General features: G+C 67.9%; 20 protein-coding genes. 14 read left to right on the forward strand and 6 right to left on the reverse strand.

What is annotated here, in order from left to right:
* Entirely contained in the window at positions 1–1,347 is a 1,347-nt protein-coding gene (locus tag QTH86_RS11165) for a glycerate kinase type-2 family protein (protein ID WP_286644620.1), read from the reverse strand.
* A 38-nt stretch (positions 1,348–1,385) separates the two neighbouring features.
* On the opposite strand from QTH86_RS11165, the gene QTH86_RS11170 reads away from it, so the two are divergent.
* Positions 1,386–2,777 (forward strand): 8-oxoguanine deaminase, encoded by a 1,392-nt coding sequence (locus tag QTH86_RS11170; RefSeq protein WP_286644619.1) that lies wholly within the window; start codon positions 1,386–1,388, stop codon positions 2,775–2,777.
* A 287-nt stretch (positions 2,778–3,064) separates the two neighbouring features.
* On the opposite strand, the gene QTH86_RS11175 is transcribed toward QTH86_RS11170, so the two are convergent.
* On the reverse strand, positions 3,065–4,270 hold the full coding sequence (locus tag QTH86_RS11175; RefSeq protein WP_286644618.1) for a urate hydroxylase PuuD: 1,206 nt from the start codon (positions 4,268–4,270) through the stop codon (positions 3,065–3,067).
* A gap of 174 nt (positions 4,271–4,444) precedes the next feature.
* The gene (gene xdhC, locus QTH86_RS11180; protein WP_286644617.1) at positions 4,445–5,257 is read right to left on the reverse strand and encodes a xanthine dehydrogenase accessory protein XdhC; all 813 of its coding nucleotides are present in this window, start codon (positions 5,255–5,257) and stop codon (positions 4,445–4,447) included.
* Between the two features lie 69 nt (positions 5,258–5,326).
* On the opposite strand from xdhC, the gene QTH86_RS11185 reads away from it, so the two are divergent.
* Positions 5,327–5,839 (forward strand): hypothetical protein, encoded by a 513-nt coding sequence (locus QTH86_RS11185; RefSeq protein WP_286644616.1) that lies wholly within the window; start codon positions 5,327–5,329, stop codon positions 5,837–5,839.
* Positions 5,840–5,985: 146 nt separating this feature from the next.
* Here QTH86_RS11185 and uraH read toward each other — a convergent pair whose 3' ends face one another.
* Positions 5,986–6,336 (reverse strand): hydroxyisourate hydrolase, encoded by a 351-nt coding sequence (uraH, locus tag QTH86_RS11190; protein WP_286644615.1) that lies wholly within the window; start codon positions 6,334–6,336, stop codon positions 5,986–5,988.
* An 89-nt stretch (positions 6,337–6,425) separates the two neighbouring features.
* Here uraH and QTH86_RS11195 point away from each other — a divergent pair, with 89 nt between their 5' ends.
* Genes QTH86_RS11195 through QTH86_RS11210 form a run of 4 tightly spaced genes read left to right on the forward strand, consistent with a single transcriptional unit; the run spans position 6,426 to position 11,062 of the window.
* Positions 6,426–7,091, forward strand: a complete 666-nt coding sequence (locus tag QTH86_RS11195) for a GntR family transcriptional regulator (protein WP_286644614.1) — start codon at positions 6,426–6,428, stop codon at positions 7,089–7,091.
* Between the two features lie 11 nt (positions 7,092–7,102).
* Entirely contained in the window at positions 7,103–8,053 is a 951-nt protein-coding gene (gene puuE / locus QTH86_RS11200; RefSeq protein ID WP_286644613.1) for an allantoinase PuuE, read from the forward strand.
* Position 8,054: 1 nt separating this feature from the next.
* A complete protein-coding gene (uraD, locus tag QTH86_RS11205; RefSeq protein ID WP_286644612.1) occupies positions 8,055–9,842 on the forward strand; it encodes a 2-oxo-4-hydroxy-4-carboxy-5-ureidoimidazoline decarboxylase in 1,788 nt (595 codons plus the stop codon).
* Positions 9,839–11,062: a M20 family metallopeptidase gene (locus QTH86_RS11210; protein WP_286644611.1), complete on the forward strand. Its 1,224-nt coding sequence runs from the start codon at positions 9,839–9,841 to the stop codon at positions 11,060–11,062. Before uraD ends, QTH86_RS11210 begins: the two co-directional genes overlap by 4 nt.
* 16 nt (positions 11,063–11,078) lie before the next feature.
* Here QTH86_RS11210 and QTH86_RS11215 read toward each other — a convergent pair whose 3' ends face one another.
* Positions 11,079–11,972 carry a LysR family transcriptional regulator gene (locus tag QTH86_RS11215; RefSeq protein WP_286644610.1) on the reverse strand — a complete coding sequence of 298 codons (894 nt, stop codon included), beginning with the start codon at positions 11,970–11,972 and terminating at the stop codon, positions 11,079–11,081.
* 127 nt (positions 11,973–12,099) lie between these two features.
* Between QTH86_RS11215 and QTH86_RS11220 the strand changes: the two genes are divergently transcribed.
* The 7 genes from QTH86_RS11220 (at position 12,100) to QTH86_RS11250 (ending at position 20,634) form a co-directional block, all read left to right on the forward strand.
* On the forward strand, positions 12,100–13,587 hold the full coding sequence (locus QTH86_RS11220; protein WP_286644609.1) for a nucleobase:cation symporter-2 family protein: 1,488 nt from the start codon (positions 12,100–12,102) through the stop codon (positions 13,585–13,587).
* 90 nt (positions 13,588–13,677) lie between these two features.
* Complete coding sequence (locus QTH86_RS11225; protein ID WP_286644608.1) at positions 13,678–14,769, forward strand: AI-2E family transporter; 1,092 nt, start codon at positions 13,678–13,680, stop codon at positions 14,767–14,769.
* A 105-nt stretch (positions 14,770–14,874) separates the two neighbouring features.
* Positions 14,875–17,175, forward strand: coding sequence for an NADP-dependent malic enzyme (locus QTH86_RS11230; protein ID WP_286644607.1), 2,301 nt, complete (start codon positions 14,875–14,877; stop codon positions 17,173–17,175).
* 163 nt (positions 17,176–17,338) lie between these two features.
* Positions 17,339–18,364: an ABC transporter substrate-binding protein gene (locus tag QTH86_RS11235; protein ID WP_286644606.1), complete on the forward strand. Its 1,026-nt coding sequence runs from the start codon at positions 17,339–17,341 to the stop codon at positions 18,362–18,364.
* A complete protein-coding gene (locus QTH86_RS11240) occupies positions 18,364–19,227 on the forward strand; it encodes an ABC transporter ATP-binding protein (protein ID WP_286644605.1) in 864 nt (287 codons plus the stop codon). The genes QTH86_RS11235 and QTH86_RS11240 overlap by 1 nt, the downstream gene beginning before the upstream one ends.
* Positions 19,227–19,997 carry an ABC transporter permease gene (locus QTH86_RS11245; protein ID WP_286644604.1) on the forward strand — a complete coding sequence of 257 codons (771 nt, stop codon included), beginning with the start codon at positions 19,227–19,229 and terminating at the stop codon, positions 19,995–19,997. The genes QTH86_RS11240 and QTH86_RS11245 overlap by 1 nt, the downstream gene beginning before the upstream one ends.
* Positions 19,998–20,064: 67 nt before the next feature.
* The gene (locus QTH86_RS11250) at positions 20,065–20,634 is read left to right on the forward strand and encodes a hypothetical protein (protein ID WP_286644603.1); all 570 of its coding nucleotides are present in this window, start codon (positions 20,065–20,067) and stop codon (positions 20,632–20,634) included.
* Here QTH86_RS11250 and QTH86_RS11255 read toward each other — a convergent pair.
* Entirely contained in the window at positions 20,621–21,625 is a 1,005-nt protein-coding gene (locus tag QTH86_RS11255; protein WP_286644602.1) for an isopenicillin N synthase family dioxygenase, read from the reverse strand. The genes QTH86_RS11250 and QTH86_RS11255 overlap by 14 nt on opposite strands.
* Positions 21,626–21,958: 333 nt before the next feature.
* Here QTH86_RS11255 and QTH86_RS11260 point away from each other — a divergent pair, with 333 nt between their 5' ends.
* On the forward strand, positions 21,959–22,984 hold the full coding sequence (locus tag QTH86_RS11260; protein ID WP_286644601.1) for an ABC transporter substrate-binding protein: 1,026 nt from the start codon (positions 21,959–21,961) through the stop codon (positions 22,982–22,984).
* Positions 22,985–22,994 lie beyond the last annotated feature (10 nt).

Below are 22,994 nucleotides of genomic sequence, written 5' to 3' on the forward strand. Positions count from 1 at the left end.
TCAAAGCATCAGCAACGCCCGGAAGTCATTCACGTTGGTGTGCGTCGGCCCCGTGACCAGCAGGTCGCCGATCGCATCGAAGTAGCCGTAGGCGTCGTTGCGGTCGAGGTGGTCGGCGAGCTTGCGGCCCTGCGCCATGGCGCGCGCCAGCGTGTCGGGCGTGACGAAGGCGCCGGCGTTGTCTTCCACGCCGTCGATGCCGTCGGTGTCGGCCGCGAGCGCCCACACGTCGGCCTGGCCGGCCAGCGCACCGGCCAGGCCCAGGCAGAACTCGCCGGCGCGCCCGCCGCGGCCCTTGGCCTGGCCGGGCTGGCGCGGGCGGATCGTCACCGTGGTCTCGCCACCCGACAAAATCACGCAGGGCTTCGCGAAGGGCTCGCCGCGCAGCGCGACCGCGCGGGCCAGCGCGCCATGCACCTTGCCGACTTCGCGCGATTCGCCCTCCATCTCGTCGCTCAGGATGTGCGCGTCGATGCCCGCCGCGCGCGCGGCGGCAGCCGCCGCTTCGAGCGACTGCTGCGGCGTGGCGATGAGGTGCGTGACGTGGCCCTGGAACACGGCGTCGGACGGCTTCGGCGTCTCGAGCGCACTGCTCTCCAGTTGCGCGCGCACGATCGGCGGTACCGCGATGCCGTAGCGGTCGAGGATCGCCAGCGCGTCGGCGCAGGTGGTGGCATCGGGCACGGTCGGGCCGCTCGCGATGACGGCGGGGTCGTCGCCCGGCACATCGCTGATGGTGAGCGTGACCACCTGCGCCGGCGCGCAGGCCGCGGCCAGCCGGCCACCCTTGATGCGCGACAGATGCTTGCGCACGCAGTTCATCTCGCCGATGTGGGCGCCGCTTTCGAGCAGTTGCGTGTTGATGCGCTGCTTGTCTTCGAGCGTCAGCCCCTCGGCCGGCAGCGTGAGCAGCGCCGAACCGCCGCCGGAGATCAGGCACAGCACCAGGTCGTCGGCGGTAAGGCCTTCGGTCAGCGCCAGGATGCGCTCCGCCGCCTTCAGGCCGGCGGCGTCGGGCACGGGGTGCGCGGCTTCGACAACCTCGATGCGCGACGCGAGCCCCTCGGGCCGCGGCGGGATGTGGCCGTAGCGCGTGACGACCAGGCCCGACAGCGGCGCGTCGGCCGGCCACAGCGCCTCGAGCGCCTGCGCCATCGAGCCGCCGGCCTTGCCGGCACCCAGCACCAGCGTGCGGCCCTTGGGCGGCTTCGGCAGGCACGGGGCCATGCCGGTGAGTGGCAAGGCGCGCGCGACCGCCACGCCATACAGATGCGCGAGGAATTCGCGCGGGGACGTGCGTGCGTCGGGCACGCCGGACACTTCGGAAGAGGGGTTCGGTGCGATCATTTGCGTTGTCTCCACGCTCTATTCTGTCTGCTCGCGCCATGACCTCCCTGCTGATCCGCAACGCGGCCTGCGTCGCCACCTTCGACGACGCGCGCACCGAGTGGCGCGATGCCTCGGTCTTCGTGCGCGAGAACCGCATCGAGGCGATCGGCCCGGCGGTCGATCTGCCGCAGAGTGCCGACGAGGTGATCGACGCGCGCGGCCATCTCGTCGTGCCGGGGCTGGTGAACACGCACCACCACATGTACCAGTCGCTCACGCGGGCCATTCCTGCGGTGCAGGATGCGGAGCTGTTCTCGTGGTTGCGCGGCCTGTACCCGATCTGGTCGGGGCTCACGCCGGAGATGGTGCACGTGTCGACCCAGGTCGCCATGGCCGAGCTGCTGCTGTCGGGCTGCACCACCAGCAGCGACCACCTCTACATCTACCCCAACGGCGTGCGGCTGGACGACAGCATCGACGCGGCACGCGAGATCGGGATGCGCTTCGTGGCGACGCGCGGGAGCATGAGCGTCGGCGCCTCGCAAGGCGGCCTACCGCCGGACCGCGTGGTCGAGCGCGAGGACACCATCCTCGCCGACACCCAACGCCTGATCGAAACGCACCACGACGCCGCGCACGGCGCGATGGTGAACGTGGCGGTGGCGCCCTGCTCGCCCTTCAGCGTGAGCCGCGACCTGATGCGTGAATCGGCCGTGCTCGCGCGGTCGTTCAAAGGACTCGGCGTGCGGCTGCACACCCACCTGGCCGAGAACGACCACGACATCGCCTACAGCCGCGAGAAGTTCAACTGCACGCCCACCGAATACGCGCAGGACCTCGGCTGGCTCGGTCCTGACGTGTGGCACGCGCACTGCGTGAAGCTCGACGCCGCCGGCATCGCGCTCTTCGCGAAGACGAAGACCGGGGTGGCGCACTGCCCCTGCAGCAACATGCGGCTGGCCTCGGGCATCGCGCCCATCCGTCGCATGCTCGACGCCGGCGTGCCGGTCGGCCTGGGCGTGGATGGCAGCGCGAGCAACGACGGCGCACACATGGTGAACGAGGCGCGGCAGGCGTTGTTGCTGGCGCGGGTGGGTCGGTCGCTCGAACCCTTCGGTTGCGATCACGGTCCATCGGAAATGACAGCACGCGACGCGCTCGCCGTTGCCACCCACGGCGGCGCCGAGGTGCTGGGCCGAACCGACATCGGCCACCTCGCGCCAGGCATGTGCGCCGACCTGGCGCTGTTCGACCTGAACACCGTCGCCTTCGCAGGCGGCGCGGTGCACGACCCGGTGGCGAGCCTGCTGCTGTGCGCCAGCCCGCAGGCGGCGTATACGGTGGTCAATGGGCGGGTGGTGGTGCGCGAGGGGCGACTCGCCACGGTGGATCTCGGCCCACTGGTCGAACGGCACAACCGTTTGGCGAGGCTTCTGGCTGCAGTCTGAGCAGATGTCGGCGCACTGAGGTCTCGCAGCGGGCGCATGCCGGTGGGGTGCACTGCTTCGTTCGTGTCCCCCGCCTTCGGCTCCTCCTTGACCTCACTGCGCAGTACACCCCACCGGCCTGCGCCTGGACGCGGTCGTGGTTGATCTCGGGCTGAACGACACGGCGCGTCCAAGGCCGAGGGTGGTGGGTGACCCCTGCAGCGAAATAAAGGAGGAGCCGCAGGCGGGGGACATTCGCGGAAGGGGTTACCCGCCGCCCTCGAGCCCGCCACGTGCGTCGGACCAGGCTATTGCGTCTTCGCGCCCGCCTCGAACCAACGCCCGATCAGCGCCCGCTCCGCATCCGTGATGCCCGTGGCGTTGTTCATCGGCATGATCTTCGTCACCACCACCTGCTGGTAGACCGCTTGTGCATGCGCAGCCACCTGGTCGGGCGTGTCGAGCCGCACGTTCTTCATCTGCACGGCCGCGCCGTGGCACAGGTAGCAGCGTTGCTCGAGCACCTTCTGCACGTCGCCAAACGCGACCTTCGGTACCACCGCGCCAGGCGCCGGCGCCACCACGGGTTCGGGCTTCATCCAGACGATGGTCAGGCCGAGCACGGCAATGCCGACCATCGCGTAAGGCAGCGGGTTCTTCGCGTTGCCCAGTTTGAAGCGATGCCGCACCACGAAGAACTGCCGGATGGCCGCGCCGCCGAGCATGATCAGCAGCAGCACGATCCAGTTGTACTTGTGGGTGTAGGTGAAGCTGTAGTGGTTGCTCAGCATCGCGAACAGCACCGGCAGCGTGAAGTAGGTGTTGTGCACGCTGCGCTGCTTGCCGCGCTGGCCGTGGATCGGGTTGACCGGCTTGCCCTGGCGCATGAGCGCCACGTTCTCGCGCTGGCCCGGGATGATCCAGAAGAACACGTTGCCGCTCATGGTCGTGGCCATCATGGCGCCGACCAGCAGGAAGGCAGCGCGGCCGGCGAACCAGTGGCAGGCCAGCCAGGCCGCGAAGGCCACGAAGACGGCGACGAGCACGCCGACGATCGCGTCACCGTGCTTGCGGCGCCCGAAGATCTGGCAGATGCCGTCGTAGACGATCCAGAACACGACGAAGAAGGCCAGCGCAACGCTGATGGCCGCGCCGGGCTGCCAGTCCATCTTCGACTTGTCGATGAGGTACGTGCTGGCATTCCACAGGTACGACATCGTGAAGAGCGCGAAGCCGGTGAGCCAGGTGGAATAGCTCTCCCAATATGACCAGTGCAGATGGTCGGGCAGCTTCTTGGGCGCCAGGCCGTACTTCTGCATGTTGTAGAAGCCGCCGCCGTGCACCGCCCATTGCTCGCCGCCCACACCCTTGTCGAGCGACTCGGCGTCCTGCGGTTTTTCGAGGCTGTTGTCCAGCATCACGAAGTAGAAGGAGGCGCCGATCCAGGCGACCGCAGTGATGACGTGGACCCAGCGCAGCAGCAGGTTGGCCCAGTCGAGGTAGTAGCTTTCCATGCTCAACCTTGTCGGCGCGTGGGAGCGCCTTGTCGTTTTGGCCTGCTCACCACCGCGGGCGCTGTAAGCAGAAGAAGAGCCGCGAACGCAGATCCTGAATAGGACCTGGCTCCGCTGCGGCATGGAGTTGTGAACCGAAGTGTATGCACTTTATCGGCCTTGGGGCCGTCATCGTCAGTCGCTGTCGATCGATTGCAACAACTGTGCCGCCACCGCGACGGCGATCACCTCCGGCTCCTTGCCGCCGATGCCGGGCACGCCGATCGGGCAGGTGATGCGGGCGAGTTCCGCCTGCGAAAAGCCGCGTGCCTCCAGCCGATGGCGAAACGTTGCCCATTTGGTCTTGCTGCCGATCAGGCCGACGTAGGGCAGGTCGCCGCGCTGGCGCAGCCGCTGCAGGCAGGCGATGACGATGTCGAGGTCCTCGGCATGGCTGAAGCTCATGATCAGCACGCGCGAGCCGGGGGCCAGGCTGTTCACGGCCGATTGCACCGGCTCGGAATGCTCGGTCTCGACCTGTGCAGGCACGGCAGGCGGAAACACGCCTTCGCGGCTGTCGATCCAGCGCACCGCGAAGGGCAGCGTCGCGAGCAGCCGCGCCAGCGCCGCGCCCACATGCCCGCCACCGAAGAGCGCCACCGGCTTCAGGTGCGCACCGAGTTCGTCACGCAGAGCGGCTGCATCGGCGGCATCGATGCGGCGAAAGCGCAGGAACACCACGCCGCCGCAGCACTGCCCCAGACTCGGCCCCAACGGGTAGCGCCGCACGCCGTCGATCGGCCCGCCGCCATCGAGCCAGGCACGCGCTTCCCGCACCGCCTGGAATTCGAGCTGGCCGCCACCGATGGTGCCGGTCAGCGCATCGGGCCAGACGGCCATCCAGGTGCCGGCCTCACGCGGTACGGAGCCCTCGGTCGCCCCCACGCGCACCAGCACGCCCGGGCCGAGGCGGAGCCGATGCAGCAGGTCGTCGAGGACAGGGTTCATGCCGTCGATTGTCCCGCGGGATGACGCCCGGTTACCGGGCACCGCCGTATGCACGGTATAACCCCGGCGATGATTCGCAGCCCTTCACCGCGCCGTCTCGCCCTCGCCGGCGCCCTGTTCGCCACCCTGTGGCTCGCCGGCTGCGGCAGCAGCCCGACGGCGCCCATCACCCAGCCGGTGCCCGGCCAGCTCAGCGGTGCGACGCCGGACCCGGGGCCGGCCACCCGCACCGTGCCCCGCGCATCGACCGCGGCCAACCCGCGCGACTACCGCAAGGACGCGGCGCGCCACATCTACGACGCCAACAAGGAACGCATCTACGGCGGCAAGCTGCCCGCGCTGCTCTATGCGGTCGGCACGCTGCAGGTCAACCTGGATGCCCACGGCAAGGTGCTGTCGATGCACTGGATGCGTGCGCCGAAGCACGCCCCGGAAGTCATCGCGGAGATCGAGCGCACGGTGCTCGAAGCCTCGCCCTTCCCGGCCGCCACGCAGCTCGGCCGCGTGACCTGGACCGACACCTGGCTCTGGGACAGGGGCGGCCACTTCCAGCTCGACACGCTCAGCGAAGGCCAACTTTGACCCACCCCCGATGCGGCGCACTGCGTGTCGCCGCCTCCCCCTCAAGGGGGCGGCATCAGCGGCCTGGCAAAGCCAGTTCCGCGATGCCCCTGGTCCTGGCCGCAACGGTTTCGACCGCAACAAGCCGAATGGGCAGATGAATCTTTTCAGGAGCCGCGGTACGTGGAATAGCTCCACGGGCTCACCAGCAGCGGCACGTGGTAGTGCTGGTCGGTGTGCGCCACGCCGAAATCGAGCGACACCTTGTCCAGAAAGTTGGGCTCGGGCAGCTGCACCCCGCGTGCCTTGAAATAGGCGGCCACCTCGAAGGTCAGGCGGTAGGTGCCGACGCGGATGGTGTTGTTGTCGTAGAGCGGGCCGTCGCTGCGGCCGTCGGCGTTGAGGGTGAAGCGCTTGACCAGCGTCGCGCTGTCACCCTGCGTGGTGTACAGCGAGACGGCCATGCCCACGGCGGGCGCGCCGTGCATCGTGTCCAGTACGTGGGTGCTCAGGCCCATGGGTTGCTCCTTCGGTCTCCGGCACGCCGGCGGTTCGTTTGGTGAACAAAAGTGTATACAGTTATTGGCTTTGGGTCTATCATGAATCCATGGAGCCCTCCACCACCGGTGCGATCGTCGAAGCCCTGACCAAGGCGATCGTCGAGCATCGCCTGCAGCCGGGCAGCAAGCTGGCCGAGCAGAAGCTCGCCGACCACTTCGGGGTGTCGCGCACGCTGGTGAGGCAAGCTTTGTTCCAGCTCTCGCAGAACCGCCTGATCCGGCTCGAGCCGGCGCGCGGCGCCTTCGTGGCGGCGCCGGCGGTCGACGAGGCCCGGCAGGTCTTCGCCGTGCGCCGCATGCTCGAGGCCGAGATGACGCGCGCCTTCGTGCGCGAGGTGACGCCGGCGCGCATCAAGGCGCTGCGCGAGCACGTGGCCAACGAGAAGGCGGCGGTGTCCGCCGGCGTCGGCGCCCGCGGCAACGAGCTGCTCGGCGACTTCCACGTGCGCATGGCCGAGCTGATGGGCAACGAGGTGCTGGCGCAGATGCTGGGCGAACTGGTCTCGCGCTGCGCCCTGATCACGCTGATGTACCAGCGGCCGGTGGCGGCCCAGCATTCCAACGAAGAACATGCCGACATCGTGAAAGCGCTGGCGGCCCGAGACGAAGAACGGGCCGTGCGCCTGATGACCGAACACCTGGAACATGTCGAGGCCAGCCTGACCTTCGACAGCCGGGTGCCGACCAACGACATTTCCCTGGCCCTCTCCTGAGCCGCACCACCATGAGCGACACCGTCCCCACGCCCTACCCCCGCGACCTCGTCGGCTACGGCCGCCATGTGCCCCACGCCCAATGGCCCGGCCAGGCGAAGATCGCCGTGCAGTTCGTCCTCAACTACGAGGAAGGCGGCGAGAACAACCCGCTGCACGGCGACCCGACCTCCGAGACCTTCCTGTCGGAACTCATCACGGCGCAGGCCTACGAGAACCGCCACATGACGATGGAGTCGATGTACGAGTACGGCTCGCGCGTCGGCGTCTGGCGCATCCTCAAGGAATTCGAGTCGCGCGGCCTGCCGCTCACGGTCTTCGGTGTCGGCATGGCGCTGCAGCGCTACCCGGAACTGGTCGAGACCTTCCTGAAGAACGGCTACGAGATCGCCAACCACGGCCTGCGCTGGATCCACTACCAGAACCTGCCCATTGCCACCGAGAAGCGCCACCTCGACCTGGCCACCCACGTCATCCGCGACATGACCGACGGCCAGTGGCCACTGGGCTGGTACACCGGCCGCGACAGCCCCAACACCCGCCGCCTGGTGGTCGACCAGGGCAGCTACGAGTACGACAGCGACTACTACGGCGACGACCTGCCCTTCTGGATGCAGGTCGAGAAGAGCGACGGCAGCATCGCGCCGCACCTGGTCGTGCCCTACTCGCTCGATTGCAACGACATGCGCTTCGTGCAGACGCAGGGCTTCAACACCGGCGACCACTTCTTCACCTACCTGCGCGACAGCTTCGATGCGCTCTATGCCGAAGGCGAGGACGCACCGAAGATGATGAGCATCGGCATGCACTGCCGCCTGCTGGGCAAGCCGGGCCGCATCGGTGCGCTGCGCCGCTTCCTCGACCATGTGCAGCGCCACGAACGCGTGTGGGTCTGCCGCCGCATCGACATCGCCCGGCACTGGAAGCAGGTGCACCCGTTCCAGCCCAACGCAGGAGAATGACATGCCCCTGAGCATCAATCAACTCAACGCCGCCTCGCCCGCCGAAGCGGTCGCCCTGCTCGACGGCGTGTACGAGCATTCGCCGTGGATCGCCGAGAAGGCGCTGGCCGCACGGCCCTTCAAATCGCTGCAGCACCTGAAGCATGCGATGGCGCGGGTCGTGAACGACGCCGGCGCCGACGCGCAGCTGGGCCTCATCCGCGCCCACCCCGAACTTGCCGGCAAGGCGATGACGACCAACACGCTGACCGCCGAATCGACCAACGAGCAGCGCAAGGCCGGCCTGACCGACTGCACGCCCGAAGAGCTCGAGAAGATCCGCCAGCTCAACGCCGCCTACGGCGCGAAGTTCGGCTTTCCCTTCATCCTCGCGGTGCGCGGACCGCGCGGCACAGGTTTGCAGAAGCAGGAAATCATCGACACCTTCGAGCGCCGCGTGGACAACCACGTCGACTTCGAGCGCGCCGAATCGCTGCGCAACATCCACCGCATCGCCGAGATCCGCCTGAACGACAAGTTCGGCGTGACGCCCGCGCTGGGCAACGACGTGTGGGACTGGCATGAGCAACTCGCCGAGCACAGCGACCCCGGCTTCAAGGAGAAGGGCCAGCTCACTGTCACCTACCTGACCGACGCGCACCGCGCCTGCGCCGCGCAGATCGCCGCACTGATGCGCGAAGTCGGCTTCGACACGGTCGAGATCGACGCCGTGGGCAACGTGGTCGGCCGCTACGAAGCCTCGGTGCCGGGCGCGCGCGCGCTGCTCACCGGCTCGCACTACGACACCGTGCGCAACGGCGGCAAGTACGACGGCCGCCTGGGCATCTTCGTGCCCATCGCCTGCGTGCGCGAGCTCGTGCGCCAGGGCCGCCGCCTCCCCTTCGGCTTCGAGGTGGTGGCCTTCGCCGAAGAGGAAGGCCAGCGCTACAAGGCCACCTTCCTCGGCTCGGGCGCGCTCATCGGCCACTTCAACCCCGACTGGCTGCTGCAGAAGGACGCGCAGGGCGTGACCATGCGCGAGGCGATGCAGCAGGCCGGCCTGCGCGAGCAGGACATCCCCGCGATCCAGCGCGCCCCGGCGCGCTACCTCGGTTTCGTCGAGGTGCACATCGAGCAAGGTCCGGTGCTCAACGAGCTCGAGCTGCCGCTGGGCATCGTCACTTCCATCAACGGCGGCGTGCGCTACGTGTGCGAGGTGATCGGCATGGCGAGCCACGCCGGCACCACGCCGATGGACCGCCGGCGCGACGCCGCCGCGGCGGTCGCCGAGCTGATGGTCTACGCCGAGCAGCGCGCTGCGCAGGACGGCGACTCGGTCGCCACCGTCGGCATGCTCGAAGTGCCCAGCGGCTCCATCAACGTGGTGCCGGGCCGCTGCAAGTTCAGCCTGGACATGCGCGCGCCGACCAACGCCCAGCGCGACGCCATGGTGGCCGACGTGCTCGCGACGCTCGACGCGATCGTGCAACGCCGCGGCCTGCGCCAGACGCGCGAGCTCGCGATGCAGGCCTCGGCCGCGCCCAGCGCGCCCGATTGGCAGCAGCGCTGGGAACGCGCCGTCGACGCGCTCGGTGTGCCGCTGTTCCGCATGCCCAGTGGCGCCGGCCACGACGCGATGAAGCTGCACGAGGTGATGCCGCAGGCGATGCTCTTCGTGCGCGGGCTGAATGCCGGCATCAGCCACAACCCACTCGAATCGAGCACCAACGACGACATCGAACTGGCGGTGAATGCTTTCCAGCACCTGCTCGACGACCTCGCCAAAGAACAGACCCCCACGACCCCATGACCGATTACGCCAAGCTCGACGCCTGGATCGACGCCCACTTCGACGAGGAGGTGAAGTTCCTGCAGGAACTCGTCCGCGTGCCGACCGACACGCCGCCCGGCAACAACGCGCCGCACGCCGACCGCACCGCCGAACTGCTCGAAGGCTTCGGCCTTCACGCCCAGAAGCACCCGGTGCCGGCGCAACAGGTGCAGGACTACGGCCTCGAATCCATCACCAACCTGATCGTGCGCCGACGCTACGGCGACGGTCTCACCGTGGCGCTCAACGCCCACGGCGACGTGGTGCCGCCAGGCGACGGCTGGTCGCACGACCCGTATGGCGGCGAGATCGACGGCGGTGCGCTCTACGGCCGCGCGGCGGCCGTCAGCAAGAGCGACTTCGCCAGCTTCACCTTCGCGCTGCGCGCGCTCGAGGCGGTCGCCAAGCCGACCCACGGCGCGGTCGAACTGCACTTCACCTACGACGAGGAATTCGGCGGCCTGCTCGGGCCGGGCTGGCTGTTGAGCCAGGGGCTGACGAAGCCCGACCTGATGATCGCCGCCGGCTTCAGCTACGAGGTCGTGACCGCCCACAACGGCTGCTTGCAGATGGAAGTGACGGTGCACGGCAAGATGGCGCACGCGGCCATCCCGGCCACGGGCATCGATGCGCTGCAGGGGGCGGTGCACATCCTGAATGCGCTGTATGCGCAGAACGCGCTGTACAAGGACGTGAGCTCCAAGGTCGAGGGCATCACGCACCCCTACCTCAACGTCGGCCGGATCGAGGGCGGCACCAACACCAACGTCGTGCCCGGCAAGGTGGTCTTCAAGCTCGACCGCCGCATGATCCCTGAGGAAAACCCGGTCGAGGTCGAGGCCACCATCCGCCGCGTGATCGCCGACGCGGCCGCGGAATGCGCGGGCGTCACGGTCGACATCAAGCGCTTGCTGCTGGCCAATTCGATGCGGCCGCTGCCGGGCAACCAGCCGCTGGTTGCCGCGATCCAGAAGCATGGCAAGGCGGTGTTCGGCGAGCCGATCCCCGCGATGGGTACGCCGCTCTACACCGACGTGCGCCTGTACGGCGAAGCCGGCATCCCCGGCGTGATCTACGGCGCCGGGCCGCGCACCGTGCTGGAGTCGCACGCCAAGCGCAACGACGAGCGCGTGGTGCTCGACGACCTGCGCGGTGCCACCAAGGTCATCGCGCGCACGCTGGCCGACCTGCTGGCCTGAACGCGACGCGCGGCGTCTAGGCGACCGGCGCCACGCCGGCCAGCAAGTCCCTGAAGGCCGCGGCCGCCGGCGACAGCGAATTGCCCGCCGTGCGCAGCAGCACCAGCGTGCGCGCCAGTTGCGGGCGGCCGATGGGGCGCACCTCCAGCCCATGCCATTGCGCCAATGGCCGCAGCGCCATCGTGACCACCGCCACGCCCAGCCCCTCGCGCGCCAGGCCGACGGTGGTCCAGGGCAAGGCGATCTCGAAGGCATAGTCGAGCGCGATGCCGCGCTCGGCCAGCTTCTCGTCGAGCAGGCGGCGCACGGGATTGCCCGGCAGGTAGCCGATGATCGATTCGCGCGCCAGTTGCGACCATTCGAGCGATCGCTTCGCACTCAGCGCGTGGCCCGGCGGCAGCACGGCGACGAACTGGTCGGTGAACAACGGCGTGACGACCAGGTCGGTGCGCGCGTCGGTCTGGGTCGCGATGCCGAGGTCGGCGGCACCGCTGCGCACCAGCGCGTGCACCTCGTGCTCCGGCACGTCGTGCAGCACCACCCGCACGCCCGGGTGCGTCTCCCGAAAGCTGCGGATCACCGGGGGCAGCAGCAACGCGCACTGCGCATTGGGCGCCGCCACGTCGATGCGGCCGCGTGCGAACACCGCGAAGTCGTGCGCGCTTCCCAGCAACTGGTCCCAGTCGGCCACCAGACGGCGTGCGGCCGGCAGCAGCGCCGTGCCGGCCTCGGTCGGCTGGCAGGCCCGCGTGTGACGGTCGAAGAGCCGCGTGCCGAGCATCTTCTCGAGCTTGCCGAGCGCGGCGCTGAGCGACGACTGGGACATGCCCAGGCGCTCGGCCGCCCGCGTGAAATGCCCGCTCTCGGCCACCGCCACAAACACCCGAAGCTCCGCCAAAGAGGGTTTCATCGGAAATTCTGATTGATTTATCGGATTGTCCGACTTTATCGATACAGCGCAATTGCCTATTCTTCCGGTTTCCCGGCCGTGGCCCGCGCCGCCTGCTCGCCCACCTCGCCCCTTCAAGGAGCTTTCGATGCGTTCTCCCGGTTCTTCCAACGTCCATCCCGTCGACCAGAAGCTGCCGCTCGGCAAGCTCACGGCGCTCGGCCTGCAGCACGTGCTCGTGATGTATGCAGGGGCGGTCGCGGTGCCGCTGATCGTGGGCCGGGCGCTCAAGCTGAGCCCGAGCGAGGTGGCGCTGCTCATTTCGGCCGACCTGTTCTGCTGCGGCATCGCCACGCTGATCCAGTCGCTGGGCGCCACGCAATGGTTCGGCATCAAGCTGCCGGTGATGATGGGCGTGACCTTCGCGTCGGTCGCGCCGATGGTCGCCATCGCCAATGCCAACCCGGGGCTGGCAGGCGCGCAATTGCTATTCGGCTCAATCATCGGGGCCGGCGTGATCTCGGTCCTCATCGCGCCGATGGTGAGCAGGCTGCTGCGCTTCTTCCCGCCGGTGGTGACCGGCACGATCATCGCGGTCATCGGCATCAGCCTGATGCGCGTGGGCATCAACTGGATCTTCGGCAATCCCTTCGGCCCGACGGCGCCGGCCATCGTGGACCCGGCCTACGCCAAGTGGCTGGCCGACGTCACCTCGCCCGGCAGCGCGATCCCGCCGGTGCCCAAGGGCTTCGCGATCCTGCCGACGGTACCCAACCCCAAGTACGCCGACCTCACCGGCTTCGGCGTCGCCGCCCTGGTGCTGGTGTCGATCCTGCTGATCGTGAAGTACGCCAAGGGCTTCATCGCCAACATCTCGGTGCTGCTGGGCATCGCGATCGGCGGCGTGGTCGCCACGGCGATGGGCATCATGACCTACGAGAAGGTCGGCAAGGCGCCGTGGTTCGACGTGGTGCTGCCCTTCCACTTCGGCATGCCGCAGTTCGACCCGATCCTCATCCTCACCATGACGCTGATCATGATCGTCGTGATGATCGAGTCGACCGGCATGTTCTTGGCGCTGGGCGAGATGACCGACCGCAAGATCGACCAGAAGGCGCTGGCCAAGGGCCTGCGCACCGACGGCCTGGGCACGCTCATCGGCGGCCTCTTCAACACCTTCCCGTACACCAGCTTCTCGCAGAACGTCGGGCTGGTGGCCGTCACCGGCATCAAGAGCCGCTACGTGTGCGTGGCCGGCGGCGTGATCCTGGTGGTGCTGGGGCTGCTGCCGAAGATGGCCGCGTTGATCGAGTCGCTGCCCACCGTGGTGCTGGGCGGCGCGGGGCTCGTGATGTTCGGCATGGTGGCCGCCACCGGCATCCGTATCCTGTCGGGCGTGGACTTCAAGACCAACCGGCACAACCCGATGATCGTCGCCGTGTCGATCGGCGTCGGGATGATTCCGCTGATCGCCCCCAACTTCAAGCAGTGGATGCCGCACGGCCTGCATTCGCTGATCGAGTCGGGCATCCTGCTGGCGTCGATCACGGCAGTGCTGCTGAACCTGTTCCTCAATGGCACGAAGCACGACGAGGCCGCGATCATCGCCGCGGCCAAGCAGGCCGAGGCCCACTGAACGCCCACGCGGGCTCGCGGTCTGCGCTGACGCATCCGCCCCCTTGCGGCGGCGGCACGGACGTCCGGCTCGGCTAAAGTCGGGGCGCACATGATCTCCCCCCAACTCCAGCGCGGCTTCTTCCTCTTCCTGCTGGCGGCCGTGACGGTCGCCTTCTTCTGGATCCTGCTGCCCTTCGGGGGTGCGGTGTTGTGGGGCGTGGCCCTGGCCATCCTCTTCAACCCGCTCTACAAGCGGCTGCTGGCCAAGATGGGCAAGCAGCGGCGCACGCTGGCGGCGCTCGCCACCCTGGCGATCTGCCTGGTGATCGTGTTCCTGCCGCTGTCGATGATCGCCGCATCGCTGGTGCAGGACGTGGCCACGGTCACGCAGCGCATCCGCACGGGCGAGCTCAACTTCGTCAATTACTTCCAGCAGGTGGTCGGCGCGCTGCCCCGGCCGCTGCTGAACCTGCTCGACCGCTTCGGGCTGGGCAACATGGAAGCCCTGCTGTCGAAGCTGTCCACCACGGCGGCGCAGGGCTCGCAGATGATCGCCCAGCAGGCGCTGAGCATCGGCCAGAACACCTTCGATTTCGTGGTCAGCTTCTTCGTGATGCTCTACCTGCTGTTCTTTCTGCTGCGCGACGGTGCCGACCTGTCCAAGACCATTCGCGAGGCGCTGCCGCTGGCCCGCCCGCACACCCACTACCTGCTCAACAAGTTCACCACCGTGATCCGGGCGACGGTCAAGGGGAACGTGGTGGTGGCCGGGGTGCAGGGCACCATCGGCGGGATCGCCCTGGCGGTGCTCGGTGTGCAGGGGGCGCTGCTGTGGGGCGTGATCATGGCCTTCCTGTCGCTGCTGCCGGCCGTGGGCGCGGCGCTCATCTGGGCCCCGGTCGCCATCTATTTCCTGGCCACGGGAGCGATCGCCAAAGGCATTGGCCTGATCTTTGTCGGCGTCTTCGTGATCGGCCTGATCGACAACATCCTGCGCCCGCTCCTGGTGGGCAAGGACACCCAGATGCCCGATTACATCGTGCTGATCTCGACCATTGGCGGCATGGCGCTTTTCGGCATCAACGGCTTCGTGATCGGGCCGGTGGTCGCGGCCCTGTTCATGGCCGCGTGGAGCCTGTTCGCGACCTCGAACGAAACCGCCGATGCCGTCGGCGAGCGCGACAACGCGCCGCCCCTGTAGCGCGCGCCGGTCGCACGGCCACCCTCGGGGGTTCCCCCTGCAGAGGGACACGTCTTTGGGGTAGCCTCTCCCTCTGTTTTTTGCGACATCGAACGGAGAGCCCCCATGGCCACCAAACTTTCCCCCGCCGAAGAAGCGCTGCGCGAAGCCGCACGCGAATACCACCGCAGCCCCGTCCGCGGCAAGATTTCCGTCACGCCGACCAAACCGCTGCTGAACCAGCGCGACCTGTCGCTGGCCTACTCGCCCGGCGTGGCCTACCCCTGCCTCGACATCCAGGCCGACCCGAGCCTGGCGGCCGAGTTCACCGCGCGCGGCAACCTGGTCGGCGTGGTCACCAACGGCACCGCGGTGCTGGGCCTGGGTAACATCGGCCCGCTGGCCGCCAAGCCGGTGATGGAGGGCAAGGGCGGCCTCTTCAAGAAGTTCGCCGGCATCGACGTGTTCGACATCGAACTGGCCGAGAACGACCCCGACAAGCTGGTCGAGATCATCGCCGCGCTGGAGCCCACGCTGGGCGGCATCAACCTCGAGGACATCAAGGCGCCCGAGTGCTTCTACATCGAGAAGAAGCTGCGCGAGCGCATGAACATCCCGGTGTTCCATGACGACCAGCACGGCACGGCCATCATCTCGGCCGCGGCGCTCATCAACGGCCTGGAACTGGTCAACAAGAAGATCGAGGACGTGAAGATCGCGGTCTCGGGTGCCGGCGCCGCCGCCATCGCCTGCCTCGACGTGATGGTCGGCCTGGGCGCCAAGCCGGCCAACATCTTCGCGGTCGACTCCAAGGGCCTGATCTACATGGGCCGACCGGGCGGCTTCGACGAGTCGAAGTCGCGCTACGCGCAGAAGGACAACGGCGACCGCACCCTGGCCGACGTGATGAAGAACGCCGACGTCTTCCTCGGCTGCTCGGCGCCCGGCGTGGTCACGCAGGACATGGTCAAGAGCATGGGCACGCAGCCCATCCTGCTGGCGCTGGCCAACCCCGAGCCGGAAATCCGCCCCGAGCTGGCCAAGGAAGTGCGGCCCGACTGCATCATCGCCACCGGCCGGTCGGACTACCCGAACCAGGTCAACAACGTGCTGTGCTTCCCGTACATCTTCCGCGGCGCACTCGATTGCGGCGCCAGCAAGATCACCGAGGAGATGAAGCTGGCCTGCGTGCGCGAGATCGCCGAGCTGACCAAGGCCGACATCAGCGAAGAGGTGGCCACCGCCTACGCCGGCCAGGAGCTGTCCTTCGGCCCCGACTACATCATCCCCAAGCCCTTCGACTCGCGGCTGATCCTGCGCATCGCGCCCGCGGTGGCCAAGGCGGCCGCCGCCTCCGGCGTGGCCGCACGCCCGATCGAGGACATGGAGGCCTACCGGCAGCACCTCACCCGCTTCGTCTACCAGACCGGCATGTTCATGCGCCCGGTCTTCGGCGCGGCCAAGCTGGCGACCAAGAAGCGCGTGGCCTATGCCGAAGGCGAGGACGACCGCGCGCTGCGCGCCGCCCAGCTGGCGGTCGACGAAGGCCTGGCGCGACCGATCCTGATCGGGCGGCCGTCGGTGATCGAGGCGCGCATCAAGAAGGCCGGCCTGCACCTGCGGCTCGACGTCGATGCCGACGTGGTCGACCCCGAGAACGACGCCCGCTTCCGCCAGTACTGGGAGGCGTACCACAAGCTGATGGGCCGGCGCGGCATCACGCCGGAGGCCTCGAAGGCGATGGTGCGACGGTCCAACACCACCATCGCCGCGCTGATGGTGCACCTGGGCGACGCCGACGCGATGCTGTGCGGGCTGGTCGGCCGCTTCGACAGCCACCTGAAGATCCTCAACCAGCTGCTGGGCGTGCAGCGTGGTGCGCCGGGCTTCGCCACGATGAACGCGCTGACGCTGGAGAAATACACCCTCTTCATCGCCGACACCAGCGTGCACGAGGACCCGACGGCCGAGCAGCTGGCGCACATCGCGCTCATGGCCTCCGAGGAAGTGCGCCGCTTCGGCCTGCCGCCCAAGGTCGCCTTCCTGTCGCATTCGAACTTCGGCACGTCCGAGCGCAACTCCGCCCGCAAGATGCGCATTGCGCGCGACCTGTTCGCCCAACTGGCGCCCGACGTCGAATGCGACGGCGAGATGCAGGGCGACAGCGCGCTGTCCGAAGACATCCGCCGCCAGTCGCTGCCCACCAGCACGCTGACCGGCGAAGCGAACCTCTTGATCTGCCCGAACCTCGACGCCGCGAACATCCTGTTCAACGTGCTGAAGATGACGGGCGGCAACGGCATCACCGTGGGGCCGATCCTGCTCGGCGCCTCCGCCGCGGCGCACATCCTCACGCCCTCGGCCACGGTGCGTCGGGTGCTGAACATGACGGCACTGGCGGTGGCCCAGGCCGCGATCCAGAAATAGGGCATTCCGGCAATTCACGCCCCGGTACGGTGCGCCGTCCGGGGCGTTTTCATTGGCGCTTACGCAATGCACTCATTTGGCGCCGGATGCAGGTTCGCACCAATGGCGTGCGGGCACCGATATTGCTTGAATCGGTGACATTCCATTGCAAGAGACTCCGTCCATGAACAAGCGCCACCTGCTCCAGTCCTTCCTCGCCGCCTCGGCGCTTTGCTTCGGCATCTCCGCCGCGCAGGCCCAGACCCCGATCAAGTTCCAGCTCGACTGGCGTTTCGAAGGGCCGGCCGCGCTCTTCACGCACCCCGCCGCCAAGGGCTACTTCAAGGCCGCCGGCCTGGACGTGGCGATCGACGCGGGCAACGGCTCGGGTGGCACGGTCACGCGCGTGGCCTCGGGGGCCTACGAGATGGGCTTCGCCGACCTGGCCGCGCTGATGGAATTCCACGCCAACAACCCCGACAGCCCGAACAAGCCGGTCGCGGTCATGATGGTCTACAACAACACGCCGGCCTCGGTCATGGCGCTCAAGAAGAGCGGCATCACCAAGCCGGCCGACCTCACCGGCAAGAAGCTGGGCGCACCGGTGTTCGACGCCGGCCGCCGCGCCTTCCCGATCTTCGCCAAGGCCAACAACATCGGCGCAGTGCAATGGACCGCCATGGACCCGACGCTGCGCGAGACCATGCTGATGCGCGGCGACATCGACGCGATCACCGGCTTCACCTTCACCTCGCTGCTCAACCTCGAGGCGCGCGGCGCCAAGGCGTCGGACGTGGTGGTGCTGCCCTACCCCGACTACGGCGTGAAGCTCTACGGCAACGTGATCATCGCGTCGCCCAAGCTCATCAAGGACAACCCCGAAGCGGTGAAGAAATTCCTCTCGGCCTTCGCCAAGGGCGCGAAGGAAGTCATCGCCAACCCGGCCGTGGCGATCGAGTCGGTGAAGGCGCGCGACGGCATCATCGATTCGAAGCTCGAGACGCGCCGCCTGCAGCTGGCCATCGACACCGTCATCAACAGCCCCGACGCCAGGACCGAAGGCTTCGGCACCGTCAACGCCGGGCGCCTGTCGCTGATGGCGTCGCAGGTGTCGGACGCGTTCAACACCAAGTCGCGCGTGAACCCCGACGCCGCGTGGAACGGCACCCTGCTGCCGAGCGCCGCCGAACTCAACATCCTGAAGAAGTGATGGCGGACACCGCCAGCGCTGCTGCTTCCGCGCCCTTCGTCGACTTCCAGGACGTCTGGCTCGCCTACAACGAGGAGCTGCTGCGCGCCAACCACTTCGCGGTCGAGGCGATCGACCTGAAGGTCAGGCGCGGCGAGTTCATCGCCATCGTCGGCCCGTCGGGCTGCGGCAAGTCGACCTTCATGAAGCTCACCACCGGGCTGAAGATGCCGTCGATGGGCAAGATCCGCATCGACGGCCAGCCGGTCACCGGCCCGCTGAAGATCTCGGGCATGGCCTTCCAGGCGCCCTCGCTGCTGCCCTGGCGCACCACGGTCGACAACGTGCTGCTGCCGCTGGAGATCGTCGAACCCTACCGCTCGAACTTCAAGGCCAAGCGCCGCGAATACGAGGAGCGCGCGCGCAAGCTGCTGCAGAAGGTCGGCCTCGCCGGCTACGAAGACAAGTTCCCCTGGCAGCTTTCCGGCGGCATGCAGCAGCGCGCCAGCATCTGCCGCGCGCTCATCCACGAGCCGAAGATGCTGCTGCTCGACGAGCCCTTCGGCGCGCTCGACGCCTTCACGCGCGAAGAGCTGTGGTGCATCCTGCGCGACCTCTGGACCGAGCAGCAGTTCAACGTGATCCTGGTCACGCACGACCTGCGCGAGTCCGTCTTTCTGGCCGACACGGTGTATGTGATGAGCAAGTCGCCCGGCCGCTTCGTGGTCAAGCGCGAGATCGAGCTGCCGCGCCCGCGCGAGCTGGAAGTGACCTACACCAAGGAGTTCACCGACATCGTGCTCGAGCTGCGCGGCCACATCGGGGCCATCCGCAACACGGGCATCAGCCAGGCGCAGACCGCGGCCGCAGGAGCCGCATCGTGATGAAGAACAGCAAGCAGATCGAGCGCTGGTCGCCCTGGTTCCTACTGATCGCGGTGCTGCTGCTGTGGGAGATCGTCTGCCGAGGCTTCGGTGTGTCGGACTTCATCTTCCCAAGCCCGTCGCGCATCTGGGAGCAGTTCTGGGAGTTCAAGACCATCATCGCGGGCCACGCCTGGCGCACCTTCTGGGTGACGATGGCGGGCTTCGGCCTGGCGATCGTGGTGGGCGTGCTGCTGGGCTTCGTCATCGGCAGCTCGCGCCTGGCCTACGCCGCGATGTACCCGCTGATGACCGCCTTCAACGCGCTGCCCAAGGCGGCCTTCGTGCCGATCCTGGTGGTGTGGTTCGGCATCGGCGTCGGGCCGGCCATCCTCACCGCCTTCCTGATCAGCTTCTTCCCGATCATGGTGAACATCGCGACCGGCCTGGCCACGCTCGAACCCGAGCTGGAAGACGTGCTGCGCGTGCTGGGCGCCAAGCGCTGGGACGTGCTGATGAAGATCGGCCTGCCGCGCTCCATGCCCTACTTCTTCGCGTCCCTCAAGGTCGCGATCACGCTGGCCTTCGTCGGCACCACGGTGAGCGAGATGACCGCGGCGAACGAAGGCATCGGCTACCTGCTCATCTCGGCCGGCTCGGCCATGCAGATGGGCCTGGCTTTCGCCGGCCTGATGGTGGTGGGTGCGATGGCGATGGGCATGTACGAGCTGTTCAGCGTGATCGAGAAGCGCACCACCGGCTGGGCGCACCGGGGTTCGCAGGGCGAGTAGGCGCGGCTTGGCCGCAGGCGATGGCGGCGGTGGTTACAGTGCGGTCTCCCGCCGTGACCATCGCTCCATGCCATCCCTGACCCAGATCCAAGCCCGCCGTCGACTCATCGTCGTCATCCTCCTGTGCGTCGCCCTCGGTGGCGCGGCCTTGCGGCAGCTGTCGGCGCCCGGCAGCACGCAGCGCGATGTCGGCACGCTGCTGATGCTGCTGTGGATCCCGGTCATCGGCAACATCATCGCGTGGCTGGTCAACCGCATGCGCGCCGCGCGCGCCTTGAAGAAGGCGGCGGCTGTCATGGCGGCGGCACCGGCTGCGCCGCTGCGCGAAGACATGCCCTTCGAACCCCACGCCTGGGTCGAGCTGACCCTGCGCCCCGCCGGCGTTCCGGCCGAAGACATCCCGATCGCCGAGGGTCTGCATCACTGCGCGCTGGTGATCGGCAACGAAGGCTTCTCGGTGCGCTGGCAGGTCGGGCCGGGCCGGTCGTTCCGGCGCGGCACGCTGCAGACGCTGCCGGTGGAATTCATGGCGCCCGAAGCGGCGCTGCCGCGCCTGAAGCCGGGGCTCGCGTTTCGGCTGCTCGTCGGCGAAGCCTTCATCGGCGACGGGCAGGTGCTGCAGCTCAGTACGCCTTGAAGTTCGCGGCGACGCGCTGGTTCAGGAATTCGCCGGCCGTGATCGGCGGGTGCGTCTTGCCGGGGCTTTCGATGATGGCGTCGCGGTTGGCCTGCGCGAAGAAGGCGATGCTGTAGCGCGGGCCCATGTACTCGCCCGGCAGCGGGTTCTTCACGCGGTGGAAGTTGCTCGGCAGCTGGTCGTCGCTCCAGCGCATCAGCATGTCGCCGATGTTGCAGGTGATGGCGTCGCCGTCGGGCGGGATGGGCGTCCATTCCTGCGCGTCCATCTCCTTGCCCGGGCAGACCTCGAGGCCGCCCTGGCCCTGGCGCTGGTACAGCAGCGTGAGGCAGTCGAAGTCGGTGTGGGCGCCGGCACGCCACAGGTCGAGCTTGTCCTGCACGTCGGCCGGGATCGCGTAGTAGTGCAGCAGGCGCAGCGTGCTCTGATAACTCGGCTTGCCCTGGTCGTGCGCGCGGGTGAAGAACGCGTCGTCGAAGCCCAGCTTGTAGGCGAAGCACGAGAGCACGCGCATGGCGATCTCCCAGCTCTGGCGCTCGAAGCCGAGCATCTTCTCGACGAAGCCTGGCAGCTCCTGGTCGGAGGGGAAGAGGTCGCCCATGTGCGGGCGGGTGATCTGGTAGCTCTCCTTCTGGTCGGGCGTGCCGGTGGACGGCCGCACCTGCGCGCGGCTTTCCCAGCCGGCGTTGAGCGCCTTCTTCAGCGGGTACTGGCGCTTGACGCTCTCGGGCAGCGCGAAGAAGCGCTCGGCCATGTCGAAGGCGCCGCGGATCTCGCCGAGGTCGATGCCGTGGTTGACGAGCTGGAAGAAGCCGACGTCGATCGCCGCTTCCCAGAGCTGGTCGGCGATCTCGACCTTGCGGGCGTCGAAGTTGGACAGATCGATGCGGCGGATCTCGCGCGTCGTATTGAGGGAGCCCATCGCGCCCATGCGCGTTTCTCTCTGGAGCTCGGTGAGGTCGTAGTCGACGGGGGTCGTTGCAGCGGTCATGGTCTTGGTCCTGAAAGTTGAAAACTTCAAGAGCAATTTCCTGCCAACCCCTGAAGGTCTTGCGCAAACGCGACTGGCTGGTGAACGCTTCTACTCTCGGGTGCGGATGATGCCGCGTCAGGGCCGCGCTGGCAAAGGCTTCCGCTTTGACCCTGTGGCGCAGTCGAACTTGGCTGGGGCGGCGACGCCACGCGATGGTGCACGACGTGGGCTTACCGCCTGCACATCGAATGGCATGGATCATGCACATGCCGACGCAGAGTAGAAGCGTTCAGCGGCTCGCCCGCCCGGAAATTGCTCGTTCATTCGCAGTTCTCCCAAAGGAAGCATTCCATGCAACGCCGTTCCCTCCTGCGCGCCGCCGGCGCGAGCACGCTCGTCGCCGCCACGCCCTTCGTCCGCGCCCAGGGCTCGCTCAAGCCCTTCAAATTCAATCTCGGCTGGAAGGTCGAAGCCTCGGGCGCCGGCTTCCTGCTGGCGCACCAGCGCGGCTACTACAAGGATGCGGGCCTCGATGTCGCCATCGACACCGGCAACGGCTCGACGGCCGCCATCAGCCTGGTCGGCAGCGGCGCCTACGACGTGGCCTCGGCCGACCTGTCGTCGATGATCGAGTTCAACGTCGCCAACCCGCAGGCCGCACTCAAGGCCGTGGCGATCCAGTACGACCTGAATCCCAACGCGATCATCGTGCGCAAGGACGGGCCCATCAAGAAGCCGGGCGACCTCGCCGGCAAGACCATCCTGGGCCAGCCCTTCAACGCCTCGCGCAAGCTGTTCCCGGTGTTCGCCAAGGCCCAGGGCTTCGACCCCTCGGGCGTGAAGTGGGAGAACGTCGCGCCCGACATTGGCGACACGCGCTTCGTCAAGGGCGACTTCGATGCCTCGGCCTACTTCTACTTCACCGGCCTGCTCAACCTCAAGGCGCGCGGCATGGGCCCCGAGCAGCTCACCGTGTTCCGCTTCTCCGACTTCGGCATGAAGTCGTACGGCAACGGCCTGGTCGCCAACCCGAAAAGCATGGAGCAGGCCGACGTGATGCGTGCCTTCGTGAAGGCCACCACGCGCGGCTGGATCGAGTGCATCGCCGACCCGAAGGCCGGCGGCGCGGCCGTGAAGACCCGCGAGCCGCTGGCCAACCAGGAGATCGAGACCGAACGGCTGCAGCTCATCGTCGACGGCACCATGAAGACCGCCGACGTGCGGGCCCACGGCTGGGGCGCGGCGACGCCCGCGCGCCTGCAGGCCACCATCGACGAGACGGTCGCTGCCTTCGGCCTGAAGAGCACGCCGACCGTGGCGGACTTCTTCTCCGACAAATTCCTGCCGTCGGCCACCGATCGCCAGTTGAAGGCCTGAAGGAGTCACA

Source organism: Variovorax sp. J2L1-78, from assembly GCF_030317205.1.
Classification (GTDB): domain Bacteria; phylum Pseudomonadota; class Gammaproteobacteria; order Burkholderiales; family Burkholderiaceae_C; genus Variovorax; species Variovorax arabinosiphilus.